The sequence below is a fragment of the Tropicimonas sp. TH_r6 genome, from assembly GCF_033101155.1.
Taxonomy (GTDB): domain Bacteria; phylum Pseudomonadota; class Alphaproteobacteria; order Rhodobacterales; family Rhodobacteraceae; genus Tropicimonas.
In genome coordinates this window covers 25,416-47,740 of record NZ_JAWMPX010000026.1, presented here as the reverse complement: position 1 = coordinate 47,740, position 22,325 = coordinate 25,416, and the positions used below count along the sequence as shown (strand labels likewise).

Genomic DNA, 22,325 nt, shown 5'->3' with positions numbered 1-22,325 from the left:
CGTCATGGCAGAGCAGTCTCCCCCACGCGACCCACGCATCTATACCGACCTGGCGCATCTGCGTCGGCTCGCCGGGCCGGCACGCGCGCTCTCCTTCCTGCCGCGCCAGCCCGCGCGCTCGGCGCTGAACGGGCGGCACGCCTCGCGGCTGCGGGGCCGGGGGCTGAATTTCGAAGAACTGCGCAATTACCAGATCGGGGATGACCCGCGCACCATCGACTGGAAGGTGACTGCGCGGACCGGCGAGCCTTACGTGCGCGTCTACACCGAAGAGCGGGACCGGCCCGCACTGCTGCTGGTCGATCAGCGGATGAGCATGTTCTACGGCTCAGTGCTCAACATGAAATCGGTCACCGCCGCCGAGGCCGCCGCGCTGGCCGCCTTTCGCATCCGCGCGCAGGGCGACCGCGTGGGCGGCATTGTCTTCACCGATGACAGCGTCGCCGAGCTGCGCCCCAAGGCGTCCGATCTTGCGCTCAACCGCATGCTCACGGCGCTGGCCGAGGCCAATTGCGCGCTCCATGCCGAGCGCGAGACCAAAGCGGCGCTGCCGCTCAACCGCCCGCTGGAAGCCGCCGTCCGGATTGCCCGCACCGGCAGCCTGATCCTCGTCTTCTCCGATTTCGCCGAGGTGGATGACCGCACCGAGAAGCTCATACGCCAGCTGGCCGCGCATAATGACGTCATCCTCTTCCCGATCTCGGACCCGTCGGGCCTCGCCCTGCCGGAGAAGTTCCGCATCACCGCCTCCGACGGTGCGCTGCAGGTCGAGCTGGACGCAACCCATGGCGAGACGATGCGCAAGGTCGAGGAGGTCGTGAGCGGCCGCATCGCCCGTGTGCTCGAATGGACGCGAAAATACGGCGTCCCGGTCCTGCCGCTCTCGGCCGGGCAGGAGACGTTGCCGCAGCTGGCCGCGCTGATGGGGCTGGGGAGGGCAGGGCGATGACCGACCTGCCCGAGACAGAGGGCAAGAACCTCATCGAACTGCTCGACATGCTCAAACCGATCCCGGAGCCCGAGCCGATCTCGATGTTTCCGGCCACGAGCGGCTGGATCTGGCTCGGGCTGGCGCTGGCCGCCCTCCTGCTCTGGGCGGCGTTGCTGGCGCGCCGGCATTGGCGCGCCAATGCCTATCGCCGCGCCGCGTTGGCCGAGCTGGACGGCGTCGGGGAAGACCCGGTCGCCATTGCCGAGATCCTGCGCCGCACAGCACTTGTTGCCTTTCCGCGCGCGCAGGTCGCCGGGCTGAGCGGCGACGACTGGCTCGCCTTTCTCGATGACAGCCATGGCGGCAGCGGTTTTGCCTCGGATCTCGGCGAGATCCTCCTGACCGCACCCTATCGCCAATTGGACGCGCCGGAGACGGCCGGGCTGCACCGGCTTGCCCGCAGCTGGATCCGCACGCATCGGAGACCGACGGCATGACGCTGTCCTTCGCCTTCCCCTGGGCATTCCTGCTGCTGCCGTTGCCGCTGCTCGTCTGGCGCTTTGCCCCGCCGTATCGCGACCGCACCCGCGCGCTGCGCATCCCGTTCTTCCGCGAGATCACGGAAGCCGCCGGGCTGGAGCCGCGTGCCGGCTCCGCCATCCTGCGCCGCCGCCGTCTCCAGATGATCGCCGCCACCCTGTGCTGGGTGCTGCTTGTGCTCGGCCTCGCGCGCCCCGAGCTTCTCGGCCAGCAGGTCACGGTCGAGAAGGCCGCGCGCGATATGGTCCTCGCCGTCGATATCTCGGGTTCGATGGATGCGCGCGACATGGAAGACGCCTCGGGCGCACGCCAACAGCGGCTCCAGGTGGTCAAGGATGTCGTGGGCCAGTTTATCGACGCGCGGGAGGGGGACCGCATCGCGCTGATCGTCTTCGGCACCCGCGCCTTCGTGCAGACGCCCTTCACCGAGGATCTGGTCTCCGTGCGCTCCTTGCTGGAGGCAACGCAGGTCGGCATGGCGGGCCCGGACACCGCCATTGGCGACGCCATCGGCTTGGCCATTCGCAGCTTCGAGACCTCCGAGGTCGACCAGCGCCTGCTGGTTCTCCTGTCCGATGGGGCCGATACGTCGAGCCGCATGTCGCCGGTCAATGCCGCCGAGATTGCGGCGCAGCAGGGGGTGAGCATTTTCACCATCGGCGTGGGCGACCCGAATGGTTCGGGCGATGACAAGGTGGATCTCAAGGCGCTGGAAGACATCGCCGCGCGGGCGAATGGCGCCTTTTACTACGCCACCGACAGTGCGGGCTTGCAGGAGATCTATGCCGAGATCGACCGGCAGAACCCGCGCATTACGGAGACTGTGAGCTTTCAGCCGAAACAGCCGATGGGATGGATCGCCTTCGCCCTTGCGGCGGCGATCGCGCTGTCGGCAAGCGGTTGGTTGCATGTCCAGAGTCTGGGCCAAAGTCGGGGGAAACGCGCGTGATGTCCGGATTTCTCGACGCGCTTGGCGCTCTCCATCTGTTGCGGCCGGTCTGGCTTCTGGCGCTGGTGCCGCTGGCGCTGCTGTGGTGGCAGATCCGCCGGGTTCGGGACGAGGACAGTCAGGACAGCGTCGGCGTCGCGCCGCATCTCGCGGAGGCGCTCAGCGTCGGGGCCGAGGGCGCGCGGCGGCTGCAACCGATCGACGGCGTCATGCTGGCTTGCGCGCTCTGTATCCTCGCTGCCGCCGGTCCGAGCTGGAGCCGCGTTCCCAACCCGCTCCTGAGCCAGACTGCGCCGCTTGTCGTTGCGCTTGAAGTGTCGGAGTCGATGTCCGCCCCTGATCTCGCGCCCAACCGGCTCGACCGGGCCAAGTTCAAGATCCTCGACCTGATCGAGGCCCGCGCCGGTGCGCGCACGGCACTCATCGCCTATGCCGGCAGCGCGCATGGCGTGACCCCGTTGACCGAAGACCCGAACATCCTGCGCGCCATGCTCGACGCGCTTGTCCCCGAGATCATGCCCAGACCCGGCGACAATGCCACCGCCGCACTGGCGCTGGCGCAGGCCGAACTGGCAAAGTCCGAGACGCCGGGCGCGATCCTCTTCGTGCTCGACGAGTTGAGTGAAGCCGACACGCCGGGATTCGCGGCACTGGACGAGTCAACGCCGGTGATCTTCCTGCAGGCCGCCCCCGAGGGCAGCCCGCGCGGGGCGCTGGACCGGCTGGAGGGCGCGACGGTGATCGGGCTGACCGCCGATGACAGCGACATTCGCCAGGTCGAGCGGGCCGCGGCCTCGGCTTATCGCGCCGCGCTGTTGGGCGATGAGCGGTTGGAGTGGGAAGATCGCGGCTGGATGCTGGGCTGGCTGGCCATGCCGCTGGTGCTGCTGTGGTTCCGGCGCGGCTGGACGATGCGGTGGGCGGCGCTGCTGGGGATCGCGCTGAGCGCAAGCGCGCCGGGACCCGCGCGCGCCGACCCTGTCGACTGGTTCTTCACGCCCGATCAGCAGGGCATGATGGCCTATCGCGACAAATCTTTCGCCGAGGCCGCCGAGCTTTTTGAGGACCCGATGTGGCGCGGCCTGGCGTTGTTCCGGTCCGGGCAATACCCGGAGGCCGCCGATCTCTATTCCCGCCTCGATACCGCCGCGGCGGCGTTTGGCGAGGGGCTGGCCCGCACCCGCAACCGGGAGTATCGCCCCGCTATCGCCGCCTATGAAAAGGCGTTGAAGCTGCAACCGGACTTCCCCGAAGCCGACTGGAACCTCGCCGTGACCCGCGCGATCCTCGACTATGTCGAAGACGCGCGGGAGGCCGGAGATACCGGAGAGGAAAGCGGCATTGGTGCGGATGACGTGGTCTTCGACAACGAGGCCGAGCGCGGCGCGGAGACGCAGACGGATTATTCGCAGGAGGAGGCCGGCAAGGAGTTCCAGTCTTCCGAGCAATGGATGCGCTCGGTCGACACGGAGATGGGAGATTTCCTGCGGACACGCTTCCTCTTCGAGGCCAATTCGGAGGGGACGGAATGAGGTTGCTGCTGATCCTGATCCTCTGGCTGGCGCCGCTCTCTCTTGCCGCGCAGGAAGAGCCCGCACCGTCCGCCGAGCCCTTGGTCGAAGTCTCGCTGGAGCCGGAGGAGGCAGTCGTCGGCCAGCCGGTGGTACTGCGGATCTCGGTTCTCGTGCCGACCTGGATGCCGCAACCGCCGCAATTCCCCTCGATGGACGTGCCGAACGTGATCACCCGCTTGCCGGAAGGTGCCTCTGGGCCGATCAGCGAGAGGGTAGAGGGCGAGACATGGTCCGGTGTGGGCCGCGCCTATCGGCTTTACCCGATGGTGCCGGGCCCTGTGTCCTTGCCGGCACAGACAATCACGTTGACCTATGCCGATCCGGAGACGACCCAGCCTGTCAGCTACGAGGCGACGCTCGACCCGATCTCCTTCAACGCTGTCGTGCCTCCGGGCGCCGAGGGGCTCGACCCGTTGCTGCTCGCCGAGAGCTTCACGCTGGAACAGGTCATCGAGGGGGCGGATGCCCCGCTTGGGCAGGGCGAGTCCGCCCGCCGGGTTGTGACGGCGAAGATCGGCGGCAGTTCGGCGCTTTTCATCCCGCCGCTCGTGCCACCGATCGAGAGCGAGGCCGTGCGTGCCTATCCGAAGGACGCGGAGGTCTCCGAGAGCGCGGATCGTGGCAAGCTTTCGGGCAGCCGCATCGAGGAGGTGACCTATCTGGCGCAATATGGCGGGGAGGTGAACCTGCCGGCAATTTCGTTCGACTGGTTCAACACCGGGAGCGGCAAGGTGGAGACCGCCAGCCTCGAGGCCGCGACACTCACGGTGGATGCGCCGCCGCCGCCGGTCGCCGCGCGCTTCAGCAAACAGCAGGTGGCGTTGATTGTCGGCGGGCTGCTGGTGTTGGGCCTGCTCGGCTGGGGGCTGACGCGCTATGCGCTGCCGCCCCTGCGCCGGACGATCGAGGCGCGCCGGGCGGCATGGCTGGCCAGTGAAGGTTACGCGGCGCGGCAGGTCGAAGCGGCGATCGCGGCGCAGGACCTGTCGGCGCTGGTCACGACGTTGTCGCTTTGGGACACGCGTTGCCCGGGGCGGGGCGACGCCCTGGACCCGGCGCTCGCCGGTCTGGGCGCGGTGCGGTATGGCCGCGCAGCTACACCGGCGCGGGACAGTTCAGGCTGGCAGGAGATGCGCCGCGCCTTCCGGGCAGAGCGGGCGCGGCGGCGGGCGAAAGGGACGGGGGCGGGCAAGCTGCCGCCCCTTAACCCGGCCTGAGGCTGCGACGGAGGCTCACATGGCGGCGGCCGCCGGAACCCGTCATCTGCGAGGACAGGGTTAAGCGAAGGACAGGGCCGATGAGTGACAGACCGGAGATCCGCGACGGCGAGGAAGTGCTGGGGTTCGACCCCGAAGCCAGCGCCACGGCCAAGGTTGCCTTCATCGGCCGCATTCGCAGCCCCTGGACCGACCGGCAGAGCTGTCCGCGCAACATCTCGGCCGCGCGCGAGAGCGGGCAGGGGGCGCGGATCGAGCTGGAGCCGGGCTACGCGGCGGGGCTGGCCGGTCTGGAACCGGGGCGGCATCTGATGGCGATCTACTGGATGGACCGCGCGCGCCGCGACCTCATCGTGCAGAATCCGCGCCACACGGACGCGCCGCGTGGCACCTTTGCCCTGCGATCGCCAAACCGGCCCAACCCGCTGGCGATGTCCGCCGTCACAATTCGCGCGTTGGATCTCCAGAGCGGCGTGATCGAGATCGATGCCATCGATTGCCTGGACGGTACACCGCTGGTCGATCTCAAGCCCTGGCTGCCGGGGATCGACATGCCCGACGGCCAGTCGCCGGTCTGATCGGCGCGTTGCTTCGGGCTTTGATTCGGGCTTCAAACGGCAGGCTGGCCCGCTTTTTCATCACAGTCTCGCGCTATCCGCGTGATTGGTGACGATGCGACAACCAGTGGTTAACCCTGTTGGAGATTTTTTCTGATTTGTGGCGAGATCGTGGCGCAGGTGTGGCGAAATTTTATTTCGTAACCCAAGTGGAAACGACTGGACGGACGGAACCTGTCCATTCTGGCAGGTTTGAAAAAACGATCACCTCCAACCGGTGAAAAACACGCCGAAACCGTTGGAAAACTGGTGTCTCTGAGCCCCCTTGTGGAAACAATCCGGGTCCATGACGGACCCGTCGTTAACTATTAAATCCAGTGTTTTCGACACTTTGGCAGAGGGCCGCTGCCACTTTCCTGACAATTTTCGCTTCCTTGGAGGCAACTCCACGCGGTATCACCAATCAACCCAACTGGGGGGCGATATTTGCAGGCTGCGGGGGCGGCCGCGCACAGCGTTATGGCTGCCGCCATTTAACGGAAAGTGTGGACGTATGAGGTGTGACGGCATCCGGGAAGACCGGGTGTCACGACGGCTGACGGCTGTCGTCAACATCCCATGGGCCTCCGATCGCTTTTCCGTTTCTTCACGGCTCGGTCTGACAGTGCGGCGGTCGCCTTTCTGCGAATGTCGCCTGAAACACGGATGCGAATGATGGAGGAAACCGGCATGGCGACCGAAAGGAGCCGACAGCCTTACCCGGTCGGCCCGGAGTTGGCTGCCGGCGACACGAACCTCCGCGATTTGAGTATGTATGAAAATTTTAATTCTCCCGGGGCCATACTGCCGCTGCGCCGTGGCGGATTTGACAGGAGCCGGCAATGAGCAACATCATTCTGGATTTCAACGATCTGGCCACCGGGGCTGTCGTCAGTGATCAATACGCGGACAAAGGCGTCACGATCTCGACTTCGAACGTCTGCAATCCAGCGATGATCTTCGACACGGCCAACCCGACAGGAGGGGATACAGATCTCGCTTCGGACACGGCGGGGAATGTTCTGATCATTTCCGAGGATGGCGATTCAAGCGATCCCGACGATAACGCGTCGGGTGGCACGATCACCTTTGAGTTCGACAGCGCGGCCCATGTCCAGTCGTTGAACCTGCTCGATTTCGAGCAAGGCGGCACGATCACCTGCTATGACGAGAATGGCGACGTTCTCAAGATGATCGACCTTCCGAGCACGGCGAATGGCGGTTCCTGCCTCGTCGATATCGATTGCGAAGGCGTCTACGTGATGGAGGTCACGAACCCTATCTCCGGCGCGATTGACGACCTCGCCTTTTCCATCGACCGTCCCGGCGATCCTGACGGCATTGTCGAGGGCACGGAGAACGACGACTTCATCAGCCTCGGCTATACCGGCGATCCCGAAGGCGACACGATCGACGGTGGCGACGCCATCCTGCCCGGAGAGGCCGCGGATGACGACATCGTTTGGGCTGGTGCGGGCGATGACGAGGTCTATGGCGGCGCGGACGATGACGAGATCTGGGGCGACCGCGCCCAGGTCGAGAAGGACACGGTGACGATCACGCTGGGCGAGGGGACGACGGTGTCCTACGCCAACAAGCTCTTCGTCTACACGATCGACCCGGACACGGGTGAGATCACCAACCTGGAAATGCTCAGCTCGAACACCCTGCATGAGAGCGGGAACACCTACGAGTACGAGGTCTCACCGGGCGATATCGTCGGCATCGGCATTATCAGCCCCGAGGGGACGTTCCTGTCCTCCGGTTATGGCGACAATGTCGACCTCAACTCGGACGGCAGGGAACATACCGAGCTTGTCGGCATCGACCCGACCTCCGGCGCCGTGACCATTGCCTTCGAGGATCAGTCGGGATGCGGCGGGGATTTCAACGATGTGGTCGTGAGCGTGGATCTCGGGGCTTCAGGCGCCAGTTTCGACAATGCGCATGTCGACTACAGCTCTGATGCCGTGGGATATGATGACAGCGCCGAGGGAGACGACATCCTCGACGGTGGCGCGGGAGATGACGAGATCTACGGCGGTGGCGGCAATGACACCATCACTGGCGGAGACGGCTCCGATACGGTCGATGGTGGCGATGGCAACGATGTGATCGACACTTCTTCGACCGGCGATGCGTTTCCTGACCTCGGTTTCGAATATCCCCGCACCCCGGTGATTCCGGCCGACCGCGACACGACGGATGACATGGACACGGTCCTTGGCGGCGCCGGCAATGACACGATCACCACCGGCGACGATGCAGACTACATTGATGGCGGCGACGGCGACGACATGATTGATGGCGGGCTCGACGCCGACACGATCCTGGGCGGCGAGGGGGCCGACACGATCATTGGCGGCGAGGGCTCCGACGATATCGACGGCGGCGCGGGCGATGACGTGATCTATGGCGGCCTCGGCTTCGGTTACGAGTTCGATCCGCTGAACATCAAGGATGACGGCACCGATACATACGGCGCGGATCCGGTCCAGGATAACGGCATGGACGTGATCCGTGGCGGCGACGGCAATGACACGATTTATGGTCAGGACGACGACGACACGATCTTCGGCGATGCCGGCAATGACTTTATCGATGGTGGTATCGATGAGGACATCATCTCTGGCGGCACCGGCGAGGATGTCATCCTTGGTGGCCAGGGCGACGATCATATAGAGGGCGGCGCAGATACCGACCTGATTCTTGGCGGCGAAGGCGATGACAGGATCCTCGGCGACGCGGGGCGCGACCTTATCGGCGGCGGTGACGGCAATGACGTGATCGATGGCGGCGATGATGGCGATATCCTCTTCGGCGACAAAGGCGACGACGTGATCTCCGGCGGTGAGGGATCGGATGTGATCGTCGGCGGCGAGGGCGCGGATACCCAGTCGGGCGATGCGGGCGACGATCTCTTCGTCGGTGTCGCGGAAGGTGACCATATCGATGGCGGAGATGGCGAGGACACGATGGTGCTCTCCGGCCCGGCGATCATCGAATATGACGACCCGACGGACCCGACCTCCGGCACGATCAGCTTTCTCGATTTCGGCTCGGAAACCCCGGTTTCGACAGCGACCTTCGAAAATACCGAGAACATCAGCTATGTGATCCCCGAGCCAGAGCCCGTTGCGGCCACCGGCGCGGAGACCGCGACCCGTGAAGTCACCGACCTGCCGGATATCACTTCGGATCTTATCGTCGACGGCACCTCCGGCGACGACATCATGGACAGCAGCTATGTCGATGCCGAGGGCGACCAGATCGATGACGGCGTCTCGCTCCCCGGGCTTGGCGGCTATGACGATGTGGTCCGCGGCTACGCGGGGCAGGACGTCATCGAATCCGGGCTGGGCAATGACTATGTTCTGGCCGGTTCCGGGGATGATGATGTCGATGGCGGTGCGGGCAATGACATCATTCGCGGCGAGGAAGGCAATGACGCGTTGGCCGGCGGCGACGGTGATGACCAGCTGCGCGGCGACGAGGGCGTAGACCTGCTCGAGGGCGGGGAGGGCAATGACGTTCTCGTCGGTGGTTCCGGACAGGACGAGTTGATCGGCGGTGCCGGCAATGACGTGCTGGTGGGTGGCGATGCCGATGCGGTCGACAGCACCACCAACGACAATTCGGCCGACACGCTGGTCGCGGGCGAGGGCAAGGATGTCCTCTATGGCGATGGCGGTGCGGACAGTCTGTCGCTTGGCGACGATACTGATGTCGATGTCGCTTTCGGTGGCGCCGATGCGGATACCTTCTTCCAGGTTGGACCGGGCGATGTCGTCTTCGGCGGTGAAGCCGGCGACGACAATGACACGATCGACCTGACCGGCTATGCCAACCCACTGACGGTGAACTGGACCAATGGCGATCCGACCACCGAGTCCGGCACCGTCACCTTCTACGAGGCCGATGGAACGACGGTCGCCGGAATCGCGACCTTCTCCGAGATCGAGAATGTCATCCCTTGCTTCACACCGGGGACCCGCGTCGCAACGCCGTCGGGAGAAAAGCTGGTTGAGGAAATCTGCGTCGGAGACGAGATCATCACCCGCGACAATGGTGTGCAGGAGGTTCGCTGGTCCGGTCGGAAGGCGCTGGATTATGGCAAGCTCTCGAAGGTGCCGCATCTGCAACCGATCCTGATCCCGGCCGGTTCGCTTGGCGACGATTTGCCCGAGCGCGACATGCTTGTTTCGCCGAACCACCGTATGCTGGTTGCCGACGATCGTACCTCGCTCTACTTCGCCGAACACGAGGTCCTGGTCGCGGCCAAACACCTGGTCGGACGACACGGCATCAGGCGGCTGCCGCAGTTGCAGACGACCTATATCCACTTCATGTTCGATTGCCATGAGGTGGTTCTTGCGGACGGCGCCTGGACCGAGAGTTTCCAACCGGGTGACTACACGCTGAACGGGATCGACAGCGCTCAGCGGGACGAGATCCTGGAGCTTTTCCCGGACCTCGGCAGACAAAATGGTCGCGACGACTATGTCGCCGCGCGCCGGACGCTGAAGAGGCACGAGGCGGTGCTGCTACAGCAATAGTCGGCTCTGGGTGGGGGCACAGGGCCTGGGGGAAGCGGTTTCGCTTCCCCTTTGTGCATTTGGCTCTCAGGATTAGATCCATGTCGTCTCGGAGCAGCGTGAGGACTTCTGAGCAGACCGGTGATGAGCACGGAACCAAGCCGACGGCGTCGTCCAGTCCGGCATTCTGATGCATGCCCTCTCTATGCGATTGCTTGCAATGGCCGGAACGCAGCGCTGTTTCGTTCCGGCGAGCTGACGCTTTGTCGCCTACACGCAGCGGAGAGGTCTTCTTCGGACTTGGTAGAGAAAACGTGCTGAGTACGATTGCTTTCGCGCCAGCGTACGGGCAGGTGCTGGCACGACTGTTCTCCCGGACCGGTCCAACCGCGGCGAACGGCTTCACCGCACGCCGATCCGGCACGGGCCCTTCCAGGGTCGCCCCCGCCTCTGGTCAGGTGTCCCCCAAAAGACTCACCTTTCCAGCGAGTTCCGCGCCGTTTCATTTCCCGCTGCCCAAGCGAATCACGCGGATGTTAACTTCAGCCCATAACGGACGGCTCACTAAGAAACGCCGCCGAAGAGGCAGATATGGCAGAACAAAAGCTGGCAGCGATGCCGTCGGCCGACGGTGTGTCCGCACGACAAGTGCTGCGCGTCCATCGGCCGGGGGACAGGGTGGAGACACCTTCCGGACCAAGACCTGTCGCCGGGCTCCGTCCCGGTGACAGGGTGTTGGTCGAAAGTGGTGTACTTTCGGTCCTGTGGATGGCGATGAGCCGAAGCGGGCCCGACAAACGGGCGACGATACGGGTGATGTTGGGCAAGGAGGGGAGCCGGCGCGACGCGCCTCAGGCACTGCCCCTGGCCGGCAGGATCTCTTCCCAGACAGGAAAACTGGAGTTTGAACGCGGATTCGCGCCGCAGGACGGGGCGGCAGCACGGCTGCATTGATCCCCCAAGGACGGCGTTTCTCTGGGGGTGGGCGCGCTGCTCGCCGTCCATCCCCGTTTTTTTCCGTCCCGAATTTCAGCCGCGCATGCGGACGCCGTCGGCGTCGAAGAGCGGCGTTGTGCAGAGCGTTGCCGCGCACATCTCACCTAATATCTCGATCTCGACGTCGAGCCCCTCGGCGATCCGGTCCACCGGCAGGAAACCGATGGCAACGGATTTCCCGGCATAATGTGAATAGCCACCCGAGGTGCAGAACCCGACCACCGCGCCCTCGAGCCAGATCGGTTCATAGCCAACGACATCCGCCTCCCCCGCCGCGACGATAAAGCTGCAGAGCTTGCGCGCCGGCCCCGATTTACGTTCGGCTTCCGCCGCTGCGCGTCCGATGAAATCGGTCTCCTTCTTCCATGCAATGAACCGGTCCAGCCCGGTTTCGGCTGGTGTGTAATCGGGGGAGTATTCGCTTAGCCAGGACCCGAAGCCCTTGTCGAGCCGGAGTGACATCATCGCCCGCATTCCGAAAGGCCGCAGGCCGAGATCGGAGCCGGCCGCGCTGAGAACATGCCACAGGTGGCGCTGGCTTTCGGGCGAAACGAAGATCTCGTAGCCGAGGTCGCCGGTATAGGAGACCCGTTGGACAATGGCCTCCGCCATGCCGACAGTCATTCGTTTCACATCGAGGAAACGGAAGCTCTCGTTGGAGACGTCCGCGCGGGTGACGCGCGACAGCAGATCCCGCGCTTTCGGGCCCGCGATCTGGAACCCCGTGCGTCGGTCGGAAACATTGCGCAGCCGCACGCCGCTGCCGCTGTCGAGATGCTGCTCGAACCAGCGCAGGTGGTAATCCTGCGCGCCATAGGAGGCGGTGAGCTGGAAATCGCCTTCCGCGAGGCAGGAAATCGTGAAATCGCCGATCAGGCGGCCGGCCGGGTCCAGCATCGGTGTCAGCGCGATGCGACCTGGTTTGGGGATCCGCCCTGCCATGATCCGATCGAGCCAGGCGAGGGCATTTGGGCCGGTCACGCGGAACTTGCCGAAATTCTGCACCTCGTTGATGCCGACGCCTTCGCGAACCGCCAAGACCTCCTGTCGTACCGCCTCCCAGGCATTGGACCGGCGGAAGCTCGGGGTCTCGTAGGGCTCATCGCCCGGCAGTGCGAAGTAGTTGACCACTTCGAGCCCGTATTGCTGGCCGAAGACGGCGTTCATCCCCTTGAAGAGGTCGTACATCTGCGTCGTCCGGAAGGGACGGGCGGCGGGCAATTCTTCATTGGGGAAGCTGACGGAGAACCGGTTCTGGTAATTCTCGATCACCTTGGGGATCGTGTAGCCCGGCGTCGTCCATTTTCCGTACCGTGCCACGTCCAACGCGAAGCTGTTTTGCTCTGGCTGGCCGTTGACGATCCATTGCGCCAAGGTCAGGCCGACCCCGCCGCCCTGGCTGAACCCGGCCATGACCGCGGCTGCGGCCCAGTAGTTGCGCAAGCCGGGAACCGGCCCGACCAACGGATTGCCGTCGGGGGCGAAGGTGAAGGGGCCGTGAATGACGGATTTTACGCCTGCGGTTTCCAGAACGGGCACGCGGCGATAGGCAAAGGCAATGGACTCCTCGATCTTCTCGAACTGGTCATTGAGCAGTTCATGGCCGAAATCCCAGGGTGTGCCGTCCACCGACCAGGCCTCGCAGGGCTTCTCATAAAACCCGATGCAGAGCCCGCGCCCCTCCTGGCGCATGTAGCTTTCGCCTCCCGGATCCATGATATGCGGGAACTCGGTCTCGCGGGCGACGATTTCCGGGATGTCATCGGTGACGATGTATTGATGCGCCATCGGCAGAAGCGGCAGGTAGTTACCCGCCATTGCCGCGATCTCGCGCGCCCAGAGACCGCCGGCATTGACGACATGCTCGGCATGGATTGTGCCCTTGTCGGTGACGACATCCCATGTGCCGTCGGGCCGGGGATTGGTCTCGCGCACCATGCAATGGGTCTCGATCTCCGCCCCGGCCATGCGCGCGGCCTTGGCATAGGCATGGGTTGTGCCGGAGGGGTCGAGATGGCCGTCAAGCGGATCGTAGAGTCCGCCGACGATCCCGTCCACATTCACAAGCTCTGCCATCTGTTTGATTTCGCTTGGGGACAGGATTTCTGTCTCGAGCCCCATATAGCGGTGCTTGGCGCGCTCGGCCTTGAGCATGTCGAAGCGCTCCTGGCTGTCCGCGAGGGTGATGCCGCCGACATGGTGCAGGCCGCAGGACATGCCGGTGATCTGTTCCAGCTCCTTGTAGAGCCGGATCGTGTAACCTTGCAGGGCGGCCATGTTGGTGTCGCCGTTGAGCGTGTGAAAGCCACCAGCGGCATGCCAGGTCGAGCCGCTGGTCAGTTCCGAACGTTCGATGAGCAGGACATCGCTCCAGCCGAGCTTGGTCAGGTGATAGAGCACCGAAACGCCCACGACGCCTCCGCCGATGACACAAACCTGGGATGTGGTTTTCATGGAGCCCTCCGCCAATATGTGCAGACAGGGTCGCGGGGCATCGGGGCGCTGGCATGGTCAAAGGCGACGGCCAATGTCGCAAACGGGCCGTGGGTTCATTCGACATGTGACGCAGTGACGTGCGTTCCTGGATCGAAACGCGAGAGATACCTGTCAGTGGCGGGCCGACAAGGCTCGGCGGTTGATCTTGTTGTTCCCCGTTCGGGGAAGGCTTTCGACATGGCGATAGAGGCGGGGGCATTTGTAACCGGCCAGTCGTTCGGCGGCAAAGCTGGCGAGCAGGGCCTCCGGCAGGTCCTCCGGGCCGGTATAAAATGCGCCGATCACGCGCACATCCGCCTTCACCTCGACCTCGGCACAGGCGATTTCCGTGATCCCCGGATGCGCGGCCAGAGCGGCCTCGATCTCCAGCGGCGAGACCCGGAAACCGCCCGCATTCATCATGTCGTCATCCCGCCCGAGATATCGAACCGCGCCATCCGGCTCCATCCGTGCAACATCTCCGGTCAGGAACCATGGGCCACGAAACCGTGCTTCGGTCTCCTCGGGCGCGTCGAGATAGCCCAGCATCAGGCCCGGATCGCTGCGGTGGATCGCCAGGACGCCCGGAACGCCGCGTGCAACCGGGCTGCCCGCCGGGTCGAGCACGGCAAGCCGCCGTCCGTCCTGGGGATAGCCGGAGCTTCCCGGCGGGGCCGGGCGCGCGGGGCTGCCGGAGAGGAAGGTCGAGCATTCGGACATGCCGAGCGCCTCGTGGACTGGCGTCCCCGATGCAGCTTCCCAGCCCGTGCGGAGCGTGTCCGGCAGTTTCTCTCCGGCCGAGAGACCGTGGCGCAGGCGCGGCAGGTCCAAGGTCGGGTGTTGCTTCAGGATCTGCCGGTAAATGCCTGGTGCAGCTGCAAAAAGCGTTGCGTCGTGGCGCTTCAGAAGCAAGGGGAGCTGAGCTGGCTTCGTGCCCGCTGCCGGGATCAACGCCGTCGCGCCAATAGCCCAGGGGTCGAGCAGGCCCGTGCCCAGCGTGAAGGTCCAGTTGAAGGCCCCGGCATGCAGCATCCGGTCGTTGTCACGCAGCCCGTACCAATCGTCCCACATCATTCGCCGCGCCCAGACCGCGCGATGGGCATGCATCACGCCGCGCGGCCGGCCCGAGGTGCCGGAGGTGTAGACGATATAGGCCAGGCGGTTCGGGTCGCCCAATTGGGGCGGCTCCGGTGGCAATGCCTCCATCTCGCGCAGGCGTTCCGCGGACAGGATCGGGCAGGCGCAACGTTCGGGCAGGGAGGCGCCGGCCGCGGCCACGATCGCGGCCGGCTTCGTTTCGGCCGCGATCCGCGTGATCTCCGGCACAGTCAGCGCCGAGGAGGCCGGGATCGGCACGATGCCGGCCCGGATCGCACCGAGAAAGGCCAGCGGAAATTCGACCTCATTGCCCAACCGCATCAGCAACCGGTCGCCCGGTTCCAGCCCTGTCGCGCGCAGGCCGGCCGCGATCCCGGCCACGGCCTGTGCGAGTGCGCCGTAGCGCCAGCGCGCGGCACCTGTGGGTGACAGGATCGACAGAGCAAGCTTGTCTGGCTGCGCCTCGGCGCGGGCGAGGACATAGGCCGCCATGTTGAACTCGGCCGGTGGTGGCGGCGGGGGTGTATCGTGGTGGAGCGAAACCATGTCCGAGCCCTACGAAAGCGTGCGGGCGCGGGCAAGCCCCGCATTTGGCGTGCCGGGCATGGTTGCGCGGCCCTGCTACACGCCCTGAGGGATCTCGGCTCTCTGTCCACTCCTGCCGGATGACGGGGCTCCACCATTGCGCCACGGGCGCGGGATGCCTAGAAACACGCCATGTCCGATCTTGATAAGCTGCACACCGACCCGAAATCCCTTATCCGTATCGCCCGCGAGAGCGGCGAAACGCTCGATGGCGAGCCGCTGGATCTGGGCGAGCGTGTGCGCGAGCTGCGCAAGGCGCGTGGCTGGACGCTGGAACAGGCGGCAGGGCAGGCGGGGCTGGCGCGGTCGACCCTGTCGAAGATCGAGAACGGACAGATGTCGCCGACATATGAGGCGCTCAAGAAACTCGCAGAGGGGTTGAGTATTTCTGTGCCGCAGCTTTTCACGCCGCCGGCGCAGGTCGAGGCGAACGGGCGAATGGTGGTGACGGTTGCGGGCGAGGGCGCTGCCCACGCGACCACGACCTATGAGCACGAGCTTCTGGCCGAGCGGCTGACGAGCAAGAAGATGTTGCCCTATCGCGCCCGCATTCGTGCCCGGTCGATGGAGGAATTCGATGGCTGGGTACGCCATGATGGCGAGGAATTTCTTCTGGTGCTGACTGGCGTGGTCCGGCTTTACACGGAATTCTATGCGCCGGTGGAAATGCGCCGGGGTGACAGTGCTTATTATGACGCCACGATGGGTCACAACGTTGTCTCGGTCAGTCAGGAAGACGCGACCATCCTGTGGGTCACCTCGCTGGGCTGACTGACGATCCAGTTGTCGGGAAATTACTCCGCCGCGACCAACTGCTGCGCGACGCTCCGGGCGCTCGGCAAGAGGCGGAGTTCAACCGCTTCGGTGCCTTCTTCCAGGGTCAGTTCATGGGTGTCGGCGATGTATTGCGCCAATAGACCGCGGTTGCCTCGAAAACGGGCCAAGGCCGACGGGTCGGCATGTGGAAACAGGTTTGAAAGGGTGTCGATCTGGCCATGCCAGTCCCGAAAAAGATCCCCCCAAGTCATCGCGTTCCTCCTCCTGTTCGTTTCTGAAAATCATTCGCTGGCAGCCTCGGAGCAGTTTATCCGATTCATGCTGCGCTGCGGAATAATCTTTCGTCCATCTGGGTCTGTGTGAAACAAGCTATTGTTGAAACAGGATTGTTTCACATTCGTAAACGAAAGGTTAACGGCCATTTGTCAGGGGGTTAGCCTTCCAAGGTTAGGGATTCGGAGCGAATCAGACGGTGAACGACTCATGATTCGCGGAAGGCCAGAGGTTTTGCTTGGCGGGGATCGGTGTGGTCGAAACTGTCTGGTTTTCGCCGCTTGGAACAGGTTTCTTGGCTGGGGCTCCAGGACGAAGGCCGTCATTATAGGCGATCGACACACCCTCAAAACGTGCGAAAACCGTACATCCTCTTCGACATTGATCCGGTGCTCAGCATCGACGGAGCTTTTGCGTCCCGCTTTCAGATATTTTCGTGGACCTCCAACATCATCGCGCGCTCTGGGAAGATACGAAAAAGACGCGGCGCTCCATTTGGAGGCCGCGCAAGTCGAGGGATACACGAAAGAAATCTGTTGCGGTTGGCAGGCCGCAACGCTGGTGTCAGACGGCCACCGGGCCGCGACTGAAGAGCGCCCGGGCTTCCGCCATCAATGCGATGAGGGTTTCGACATGGCGCGTCGGCGAATAGGCGGCGTCACGAGTGCGGCGGCTGTATTCGAGCTCCGCCTCCAGGTCCATCAACCGCCGGACGGCCCGCTCTGGTGCAGGGACTTCGTCGCCCCGGGTGATGCGTTTGAGGTCGCGTTTGCGGTCATATCCTTGTTGCCCGTGGCGGGCCGCACGGATCAGAAGACCAGGGCGGCGCAGATTGGCGAGAGCTTGAGAAAAATCAGTCATGTCAGGTCTCCGTGAATGTGGCCAAACCGTGGCACAACTCTGGCGCGTGTTGCGATTCTGTGGATAAGACCGCACGGGTTCGTTAGAATTGTTTGCGATTTTTAAACAATTTTGGATGGAGGTTCTGAAATTAACCTGTGAGTAACCAATCCGGCACTAGATGTTGGATGCCCAACGCAAAAAAGGAAAAAGGACGTCAAGGGGGCTTTATGTCGGGATATAAAAAAAATGAACGGACGGGCGAGATGCCCGGATGGGTCCCGCAGGCCGCCATGCATTACCTTCGGCATACCGAGCAGGGGCAGTCGATCCGAGAGGTCGCCCGTGCCGAAGGCTGTCATGCTTCGACGATCCTACGCCGCATCCGGCGCTTCGAACAACGGCGGGACGATCCGCTGGTGGACGAGGCGCTGGCGCATCTGGGCCGAGCTCATTTCAGGACCTATGACTGCAATCAAGGACCTGAGGAGACCGCCCCGATGACCGCTCATTTCTCTCCGGTAGACATGCCCAGCCGCAAGATCTGTGACGAGGCGACCGTGAACCGCGAGGCCCGCCGCGTGCTGCGTCGGCTGGCCGAAAGCGGAGCCGTGCTCGCCGTCGCCACCGATATGGAAAAAGCCGCCGTCCTGCGCGAAATGCCGGATGGAAACACGAACAGAACCGCTGTGGTCGACCGCAATGTCGCTCATGCCTTCGCGCTCAAGGAGTGGATCACCTGCAAATCTGCGGGAAGGGTGGCCAGCTACATGATCACCTCGGCCGGCCGCAGCGCGCTGAAGCGGATGCTGAGCGAGGATCGCAGTGAGGCAGGCGGTTTCGCAGAAGCCCCCATGCCATTTGGGGACCAGCATCGCGAATGGGGCCACAAGGTCGTTCTGGACGACGAGGAGCCGTCCAAGCCGCGCCGTGTGCGGTACAACATGGCGGAGAGCCCGGTTGTGGCGCTTTCGCGACGGCGCGAGAAAGACGGTTCGCCCTTTCTGGAACCGGAGATGGTTGTCGCGGCCGAGCGTCTTCGCGAGGATTTCGAGCTGGCCCAGATGGGGCCGCGTGTGGCGCAGAACTGGGAGCGTTTCCTGACGGCCGGCGCGCGTGGCGGGTTTGGCGCCAGCGATCCGGTCTCCGGGACCGAGGGTGCGCGTGATCGCGTGGCAAAGGCGCTGGAAGAATTGGGGCCGGGCCTTGGTGACATGGTTCTGCGCTGTTGCTGCTATCTCGAAGGTCTGGAGGCGACCGAGAAGCGGCTTGGTTGGTCAGCCCGTTCGGGCAAGATCGTGCTCCGCATCGCGCTACAGCGTCTCGCGCGCCATTATGAAGAAGTTTACGGGCCAGGTCGCGGTATGATTGGCTGAGTTCCATCAAAAACAAGGCAGAAACGAGCAGTCGGGCGTCCTTCCAGGGGCGCCCGTTTTTTGTTCGTGTGACGTGTGTCGGGGGCGCCAGAGTAACGCCAAGGTTGAAGTTTTCTGGCGCCTGCGCGACGCTGGAGCCGAACTGGACTGATCCTGCGGCGAAGATGTGGTGGGCGATCATCGGGAGGGAACGGGAATGCTGCAAAAGGTTTCGATGGCTCTTGGAGCAATTGCCTGTGCCGTCAGTGCGAACGCTGAGTCAGCTGAAACTCCGAGTTTCGACTGTGCAAAGGTCGAAAGCGAGGCGGAGATGACGGTCTGTTCCTCACCCGCGCTCGCTGAGCTGGACCGGGAACTGGCGCGGGTCTATGGGCTCGCGCAAGAGGGTGGAGCGGATGCGGAGTCTCGGCAATGGTTGAAGGAGACGCAGCGCGGCTGGATCAAGGGACGCGACGATTGCTGGAAGTCGGATCTCGGCCTGGAGCCTTGCGTGGCCAGTGAATATGCATTTCGGATTGATGAGATTCGTCGGGAGTTTGCGGATGCCCGCGGCGGCGAAGGCGCGTCGACCGGGCCCTACGCCTATGCTTGCGACGGGCTCGGCGCGCTGATCAGCGCGAGTTTCATGGCGACATCCGCTCCATCGGTCGTGTTGCGGTGGCGCGACAGGGCGGTGGTGCTGCCGCGTGTACCCTCGGCGTCCGGAAGTCGCTACGAGTCAGCGAACTGGGGAAGCGCACCGATTGTCTTCTGGTTGAAGGGGGATGAAGCGATGCTCAGCACCGTGGCCGGGGAAACACTGCCGTGCCAGGAAGACCCGACGGGATAAACCGGCTGTTTCAAGGTCTGATCCGGCCTTGGCGAAAAGCTTGGAACACTATTCCTATGCATTGCGTAGATCGCTGCCCATATGAGGGAAAGGGTAGATACCCTGTCTTGCCGTCAGCGTGGGCGCAAGAAAGACGGTGAAATGCGGCATGGGCAGCGCGGCCATGCGTTGCGCATTGTGCCGAAATTTGGTGTTACTGCAGGATGCAGCGGCCGATCCGGGCCGGGCAGAGCGAGGAATGAAAATGCGCGATCTGAAGATCCCCGGCGAACGGCATCCCGAGAAGGCCCATCGCCCGGACAATGCCCAGCCGAAGAAGCCGTCCTGGATCCGGGTCCGCGCGCCCGGCGGCGAGGGCTACAACGCGACGCACAAGATCATGCGCGAGCACGGGCTGCCGACGGTTTGCGAAGAAGCGGGCTGTCCGAATGTCGGCGAATGCTGGACGCGCGGTCATGCCACGATGATGATCATGGGCGAGATCTGTACGCGGGGCTGCACCTTCTGCAATGTCGCCACCGGTCGTCCGGATGCGCTTGACGCGTTCGAGCCCGGCCGCGTCGCCCATGCGGTGCAGAAGCTGGGGCTGAAACATGTCGTCATCACCTCGGTGGACCGCGACGATCTCGAAGATGGCGGGGCGGAGCATTTCGCGCAAACGATCCGGGCCATCCGCCACCGTTCGCCCGAGAGTACGATCGAGATACTGACCCCGGATTTCCTCAAGTGCGCCCCGGAAGTCCTTGAAGTTGTTGTAGAAGCGAGGCCGGACGTCTTCAACCACAATCTCGAAACCGTGCCTGGGCTCTACCCGACGGTGCGTCCCGGCGCGCGCTACTTCCACTCGCTGCGGCTCCTGCAACGTGTCAAGGAACTGGACCCGTCGATGTTCACCAAATCGGGCATCATGGTCGGTCTGGGCGAGGATCGGCAGGGCGTCTTGCAGGCTATGGATGACATGCGGTCGGCCGATATCGACTTCCTGACCATTGGCCAGTACCTCCAGCCGTCGCCCAAGCACCACGCGGTCGAACGTTTCGTCGAACCCGACGAGTTCAAGTCCTACGAGAAGGCCGCCTATGGCAAGGGATTCCTGATGGTCTCGGCGACACCGCTGACCCGTTCCAGCTTCCATGCCGGCGATGATTTCGAACGACTCAGGGTGGCGCGGGCGGCGAAACTCGCCAAGGTTTGAAATGACCTGAACCATGGCGCCTTACGCCACGGCGATGCTATCGCCCGAAGCATATTTGTTGCTTCGGAGGGCAGTATGGCCGTCGCATTGAATCTTACCACCCGAAATATGATCAAACCGTTCTGGACCGGCTTTCGCGCCTTGGGCAGCGTTGGCAGAACGGTCGGTCTGGATATTGGAGGGATCGGCCTCAATGTCGGCTGGCTCGTGATCCCGATGAAACATGACAGCACCGGCGAAAACTTCTCGATCAGCGGCTACGGCGCAGGCGGCTCGATCGGGGTCAGCCCCTTCCCGGTCACCCTTGAGATCGCCCCGGAGCACTTGCCGTCCTGGGGCATCGGCACGGTCTTCGCGATGCCCGGAACGAAACGCCCATTCACCTCGGCGATGCTTGATGGCTATGTGCTTTTCGGCAGCGCCGCTTACACGCGCGGGACGGGAGCTTCGGTCACGGTCGTCGCCTGGATGCAGGGTACGGGCGTGCTGATCGATCCGAATCCGAGTGAAGGAAAATACAGCAATGTCATCGCGTTCTGCCTGTTGAAGGGCGCGCAATACGGGACGCCTTCGACCGGGGCGACGGGCATGATAATGCGTGCGAAACGAGTCCCGGCGGCGCGATAATCCGCTTGCGTGTCATTGGATCGGCGCAAGCCCCTTGAGATAGGCCGCAATCGCCTCGATATCCTCGCGCGGCAATTGCCCGATCCCGGCCACGACAGATTCCATCTCGTGGCTGGCGGTCTCGTTGCGTGGCGAGTGGCCGCTTTCCAGATACCAGACGATCTGGCCCTTGTCCCAATCCAGCACGGCGGGCGTGATATTCGGAGCCGCGGGCTGGCCCGGCCCCTCCAGGGCGCCCGCCATCCAGCGGTCGCGGTCGAGCCCGCCATAACCGTCGCGCGGCGTATGGCATTCGGCGCAATGGCCGAGCGCTTCGACGAGGTAGCGTCCGCGCTCGATCTGGCGACTCGGGGCGGCACCGACAAAGGCGCTGTCGAAATAGCGCGCCTTCCAGAGGCCGATGCCGCTGCGGATCGACCAGGGCAGGGCGAGATCATGCGACTGTCGCGGGGTCTCCGAGGCGGGCAGGGTGTCGAGATAGGCCTTCAGGTCGGCAATGTCCTGTAACTCCATGCGAACATAGCTCGTATAGGGCATGCCGGGGTAGAGATGCCGCCCGTCCGGGGTCACGCCACGCGTCAACACGGAGGTCAGCCCGGCGAGGTCATACTGGCCGATGCCATGCACCGGATCTGGCGAGATATTGGGGCTGAGAAAGGTCCCGAACGGGCTCTCGATACGGCGACCGCCGGAGAGGATCGGGCGCTCTTGCGCCTCTGCGCCGCGATCGGCATGGCAGGAGGCGCAGCCCGCGGCGAGAAAGACCTGCCGGCCCGCTTCCGCCTCGCCCGTCAGCGCAGGGAGGGCCTCGGGCGACAGCGGTTGCGGCCGCGTCAGCCAGATGGCACCGCCAGCCAGTGCTGCCAGCAGGAGAATGAAAATGCTCAGCAGTCGTTTCATGCCGGTTCGTCC

Annotated in this window: 17 protein-coding genes; 12 read left to right on the top strand and 5 right to left on the bottom strand. The window is 64.0% G+C overall.

Annotated elements, in window-relative coordinates:
* The first annotated feature begins 4 nt into the window (after window positions 1-4).
* The 7 genes from R3X27_RS19990 (at window position 5) to R3X27_RS19960 (ending at window position 10,363) form a co-directional block, all read left to right on the top strand.
* Window positions 5-949, top strand: a complete 945-nt coding sequence (locus tag R3X27_RS19990; protein ID WP_317710659.1) for a DUF58 domain-containing protein — start codon at window positions 5-7, stop codon at window positions 947-949.
* On the top strand, window positions 946-1,428 hold the full coding sequence (locus R3X27_RS19985) for a DUF4381 domain-containing protein (RefSeq protein ID WP_317710658.1): 483 nt from the start codon (window positions 946-948) through the stop codon (window positions 1,426-1,428). The genes R3X27_RS19990 and R3X27_RS19985 overlap by 4 nt, the downstream gene beginning before the upstream one ends.
* Complete coding sequence (locus R3X27_RS19980) at window positions 1,425-2,420, top strand: VWA domain-containing protein (RefSeq protein WP_317710657.1); 996 nt, start codon at window positions 1,425-1,427, stop codon at window positions 2,418-2,420. The genes R3X27_RS19985 and R3X27_RS19980 overlap by 4 nt, the downstream gene beginning before the upstream one ends.
* Complete coding sequence (locus R3X27_RS19975) at window positions 2,420-3,952, top strand: VWA domain-containing protein (RefSeq protein ID WP_317710656.1); 1,533 nt, start codon at window positions 2,420-2,422, stop codon at window positions 3,950-3,952. Before R3X27_RS19980 ends, R3X27_RS19975 begins: the two co-directional genes overlap by 1 nt.
* Window positions 3,949-5,211 carry a hypothetical protein gene (locus R3X27_RS19970; protein WP_317710655.1) on the top strand — a complete coding sequence of 421 codons (1,263 nt, stop codon included), beginning with the start codon at window positions 3,949-3,951 and terminating at the stop codon, window positions 5,209-5,211. The genes R3X27_RS19975 and R3X27_RS19970 overlap by 4 nt, the downstream gene beginning before the upstream one ends.
* Window positions 5,212-5,291: 80 nt before the next feature.
* The gene (gene tsaA, locus R3X27_RS19965; protein ID WP_317710654.1) at window positions 5,292-5,789 is read left to right on the top strand and encodes a tRNA (N6-threonylcarbamoyladenosine(37)-N6)-methyltransferase TrmO; all 498 of its coding nucleotides are present in this window, start codon (window positions 5,292-5,294) and stop codon (window positions 5,787-5,789) included.
* An 860-nt stretch (window positions 5,790-6,649) separates the two neighbouring features.
* The gene (locus tag R3X27_RS19960; RefSeq protein WP_317710653.1) at window positions 6,650-10,363 is read left to right on the top strand and encodes a Hint domain-containing protein; all 3,714 of its coding nucleotides are present in this window, start codon (window positions 6,650-6,652) and stop codon (window positions 10,361-10,363) included.
* A 1,008-nt stretch (window positions 10,364-11,371) separates the two neighbouring features.
* On the opposite strand, the gene R3X27_RS19955 is transcribed toward R3X27_RS19960, so the two are convergent.
* Together R3X27_RS19955 and R3X27_RS19950 are read right to left on the bottom strand one after the other, a co-directional pair.
* Window positions 11,372-13,792, bottom strand: a complete 2,421-nt coding sequence (locus R3X27_RS19955) for an FAD-dependent oxidoreductase (RefSeq protein WP_317710652.1) — start codon at window positions 13,790-13,792, stop codon at window positions 11,372-11,374.
* Between the two features lie 153 nt (window positions 13,793-13,945).
* Window positions 13,946-15,457: a class I adenylate-forming enzyme family protein gene (locus tag R3X27_RS19950; protein ID WP_317710651.1), complete on the bottom strand. Its 1,512-nt coding sequence runs from the start codon at window positions 15,455-15,457 to the stop codon at window positions 13,946-13,948.
* A gap of 171 nt (window positions 15,458-15,628) precedes the next feature.
* On the opposite strand from R3X27_RS19950, the gene R3X27_RS19945 reads away from it, so the two are divergent.
* Complete coding sequence (locus R3X27_RS19945) at window positions 15,629-16,267, top strand: XRE family transcriptional regulator (RefSeq protein WP_317710650.1); 639 nt, start codon at window positions 15,629-15,631, stop codon at window positions 16,265-16,267.
* Between the two features lie 23 nt (window positions 16,268-16,290).
* Here the strand turns inward: R3X27_RS19945 and R3X27_RS19940 are convergent, their stop codons facing one another.
* Together R3X27_RS19940 and R3X27_RS19935 are read right to left on the bottom strand one after the other, a co-directional pair.
* Window positions 16,291-16,524: a hypothetical protein gene (locus tag R3X27_RS19940; protein ID WP_317710649.1), complete on the bottom strand. Its 234-nt coding sequence runs from the start codon at window positions 16,522-16,524 to the stop codon at window positions 16,291-16,293.
* A 586-nt stretch (window positions 16,525-17,110) separates the two neighbouring features.
* Window positions 17,111-17,407, bottom strand: coding sequence for a DUF6477 family protein (locus R3X27_RS19935; RefSeq protein WP_317710648.1), 297 nt, complete (start codon window positions 17,405-17,407; stop codon window positions 17,111-17,113).
* 245 nt (window positions 17,408-17,652) lie between these two features.
* On the opposite strand from R3X27_RS19935, the gene R3X27_RS19930 reads away from it, so the two are divergent.
* The 4 genes from R3X27_RS19930 (at window position 17,653) to R3X27_RS19915 (ending at window position 21,413) form a co-directional block, all read left to right on the top strand.
* Window positions 17,653-18,762 carry a DUF6456 domain-containing protein gene (locus tag R3X27_RS19930; protein ID WP_317710647.1) on the top strand — a complete coding sequence of 370 codons (1,110 nt, stop codon included), beginning with the start codon at window positions 17,653-17,655 and terminating at the stop codon, window positions 18,760-18,762.
* Window positions 18,763-18,958: 196 nt separating this feature from the next.
* Window positions 18,959-19,591 (top strand): MliC family protein, encoded by a 633-nt coding sequence (locus R3X27_RS19925; RefSeq protein ID WP_317710646.1) that lies wholly within the window; start codon window positions 18,959-18,961, stop codon window positions 19,589-19,591.
* A 244-nt stretch (window positions 19,592-19,835) separates the two neighbouring features.
* A complete protein-coding gene (gene lipA / locus R3X27_RS19920; RefSeq protein ID WP_317710645.1) occupies window positions 19,836-20,786 on the top strand; it encodes a lipoyl synthase in 951 nt (316 codons plus the stop codon).
* A gap of 75 nt (window positions 20,787-20,861) precedes the next feature.
* Window positions 20,862-21,413, top strand: a complete 552-nt coding sequence (locus R3X27_RS19915; RefSeq protein ID WP_317710644.1) for a hypothetical protein — start codon at window positions 20,862-20,864, stop codon at window positions 21,411-21,413.
* 12 nt (window positions 21,414-21,425) lie between these two features.
* On the opposite strand, the gene R3X27_RS19910 is transcribed toward R3X27_RS19915, so the two are convergent.
* Window positions 21,426-22,313: a cytochrome c gene (locus R3X27_RS19910; RefSeq protein WP_317710643.1), complete on the bottom strand. Its 888-nt coding sequence runs from the start codon at window positions 22,311-22,313 to the stop codon at window positions 21,426-21,428.
* Between the last annotated feature and the right edge of the window lie 12 nt (window positions 22,314-22,325).

What these genes read in the sequence shown, in the direction of transcription:
- R3X27_RS19980 (WP_317710657.1), top strand. Translation starts at nt 1,425, where the DNA reads ATGACGCTGTCCTTCGCCTTCCCCTGGGCATTCCTGCTGCTGCCGTTG.
- R3X27_RS19910 (WP_317710643.1), bottom strand. Translation starts at nt 22,313, where the DNA reads ATGAAACGACTGCTGAGCATTTTCATTCTCCTGCTGGCAGCACTGGCT.
- R3X27_RS19955 (WP_317710652.1), bottom strand. Translation starts at nt 13,792, where the DNA reads ATGAAAACCACATCCCAGGTTTGTGTCATCGGCGGAGGCGTCGTGGGC.
- R3X27_RS19970 (WP_317710655.1), top strand. Translation starts at nt 3,949, where the DNA reads ATGAGGTTGCTGCTGATCCTGATCCTCTGGCTGGCGCCGCTCTCTCTT.
- R3X27_RS19950 (WP_317710651.1), bottom strand. Translation starts at nt 15,457, where the DNA reads ATGGTTTCGCTCCACCACGATACACCCCCGCCGCCACCACCGGCCGAG.
- R3X27_RS19985 (WP_317710658.1), top strand. Translation starts at nt 946, where the DNA reads ATGACCGACCTGCCCGAGACAGAGGGCAAGAACCTCATCGAACTGCTC.
- R3X27_RS19940 (WP_317710649.1), bottom strand. Translation starts at nt 16,524, where the DNA reads ATGACTTGGGGGGATCTTTTTCGGGACTGGCATGGCCAGATCGACACC.
- R3X27_RS19945 (WP_317710650.1), top strand. Translation starts at nt 15,629, where the DNA reads ATGTCCGATCTTGATAAGCTGCACACCGACCCGAAATCCCTTATCCGT.
- R3X27_RS19975 (WP_317710656.1), top strand. Translation starts at nt 2,420, where the DNA reads ATGTCCGGATTTCTCGACGCGCTTGGCGCTCTCCATCTGTTGCGGCCG.
- R3X27_RS19930 (WP_317710647.1), top strand. Translation starts at nt 17,653, where the DNA reads ATGCCCGGATGGGTCCCGCAGGCCGCCATGCATTACCTTCGGCATACC.
- lipA (WP_317710645.1), top strand. Translation starts at nt 19,836, where the DNA reads ATGCGCGATCTGAAGATCCCCGGCGAACGGCATCCCGAGAAGGCCCAT.
- tsaA (WP_317710654.1), top strand. Translation starts at nt 5,292, where the DNA reads ATGAGTGACAGACCGGAGATCCGCGACGGCGAGGAAGTGCTGGGGTTC.
- R3X27_RS19960 (WP_317710653.1), top strand. Translation starts at nt 6,650, where the DNA reads ATGAGCAACATCATTCTGGATTTCAACGATCTGGCCACCGGGGCTGTC.
- R3X27_RS19925 (WP_317710646.1), top strand. Translation starts at nt 18,959, where the DNA reads ATGCTGCAAAAGGTTTCGATGGCTCTTGGAGCAATTGCCTGTGCCGTC.
- R3X27_RS19915 (WP_317710644.1), top strand. Translation starts at nt 20,862, where the DNA reads ATGGCCGTCGCATTGAATCTTACCACCCGAAATATGATCAAACCGTTC.
- R3X27_RS19935 (WP_317710648.1), bottom strand. Translation starts at nt 17,407, where the DNA reads ATGACTGATTTTTCTCAAGCTCTCGCCAATCTGCGCCGCCCTGGTCTT.
- R3X27_RS19990 (WP_317710659.1), top strand. Translation starts at nt 5, where the DNA reads ATGGCAGAGCAGTCTCCCCCACGCGACCCACGCATCTATACCGACCTG.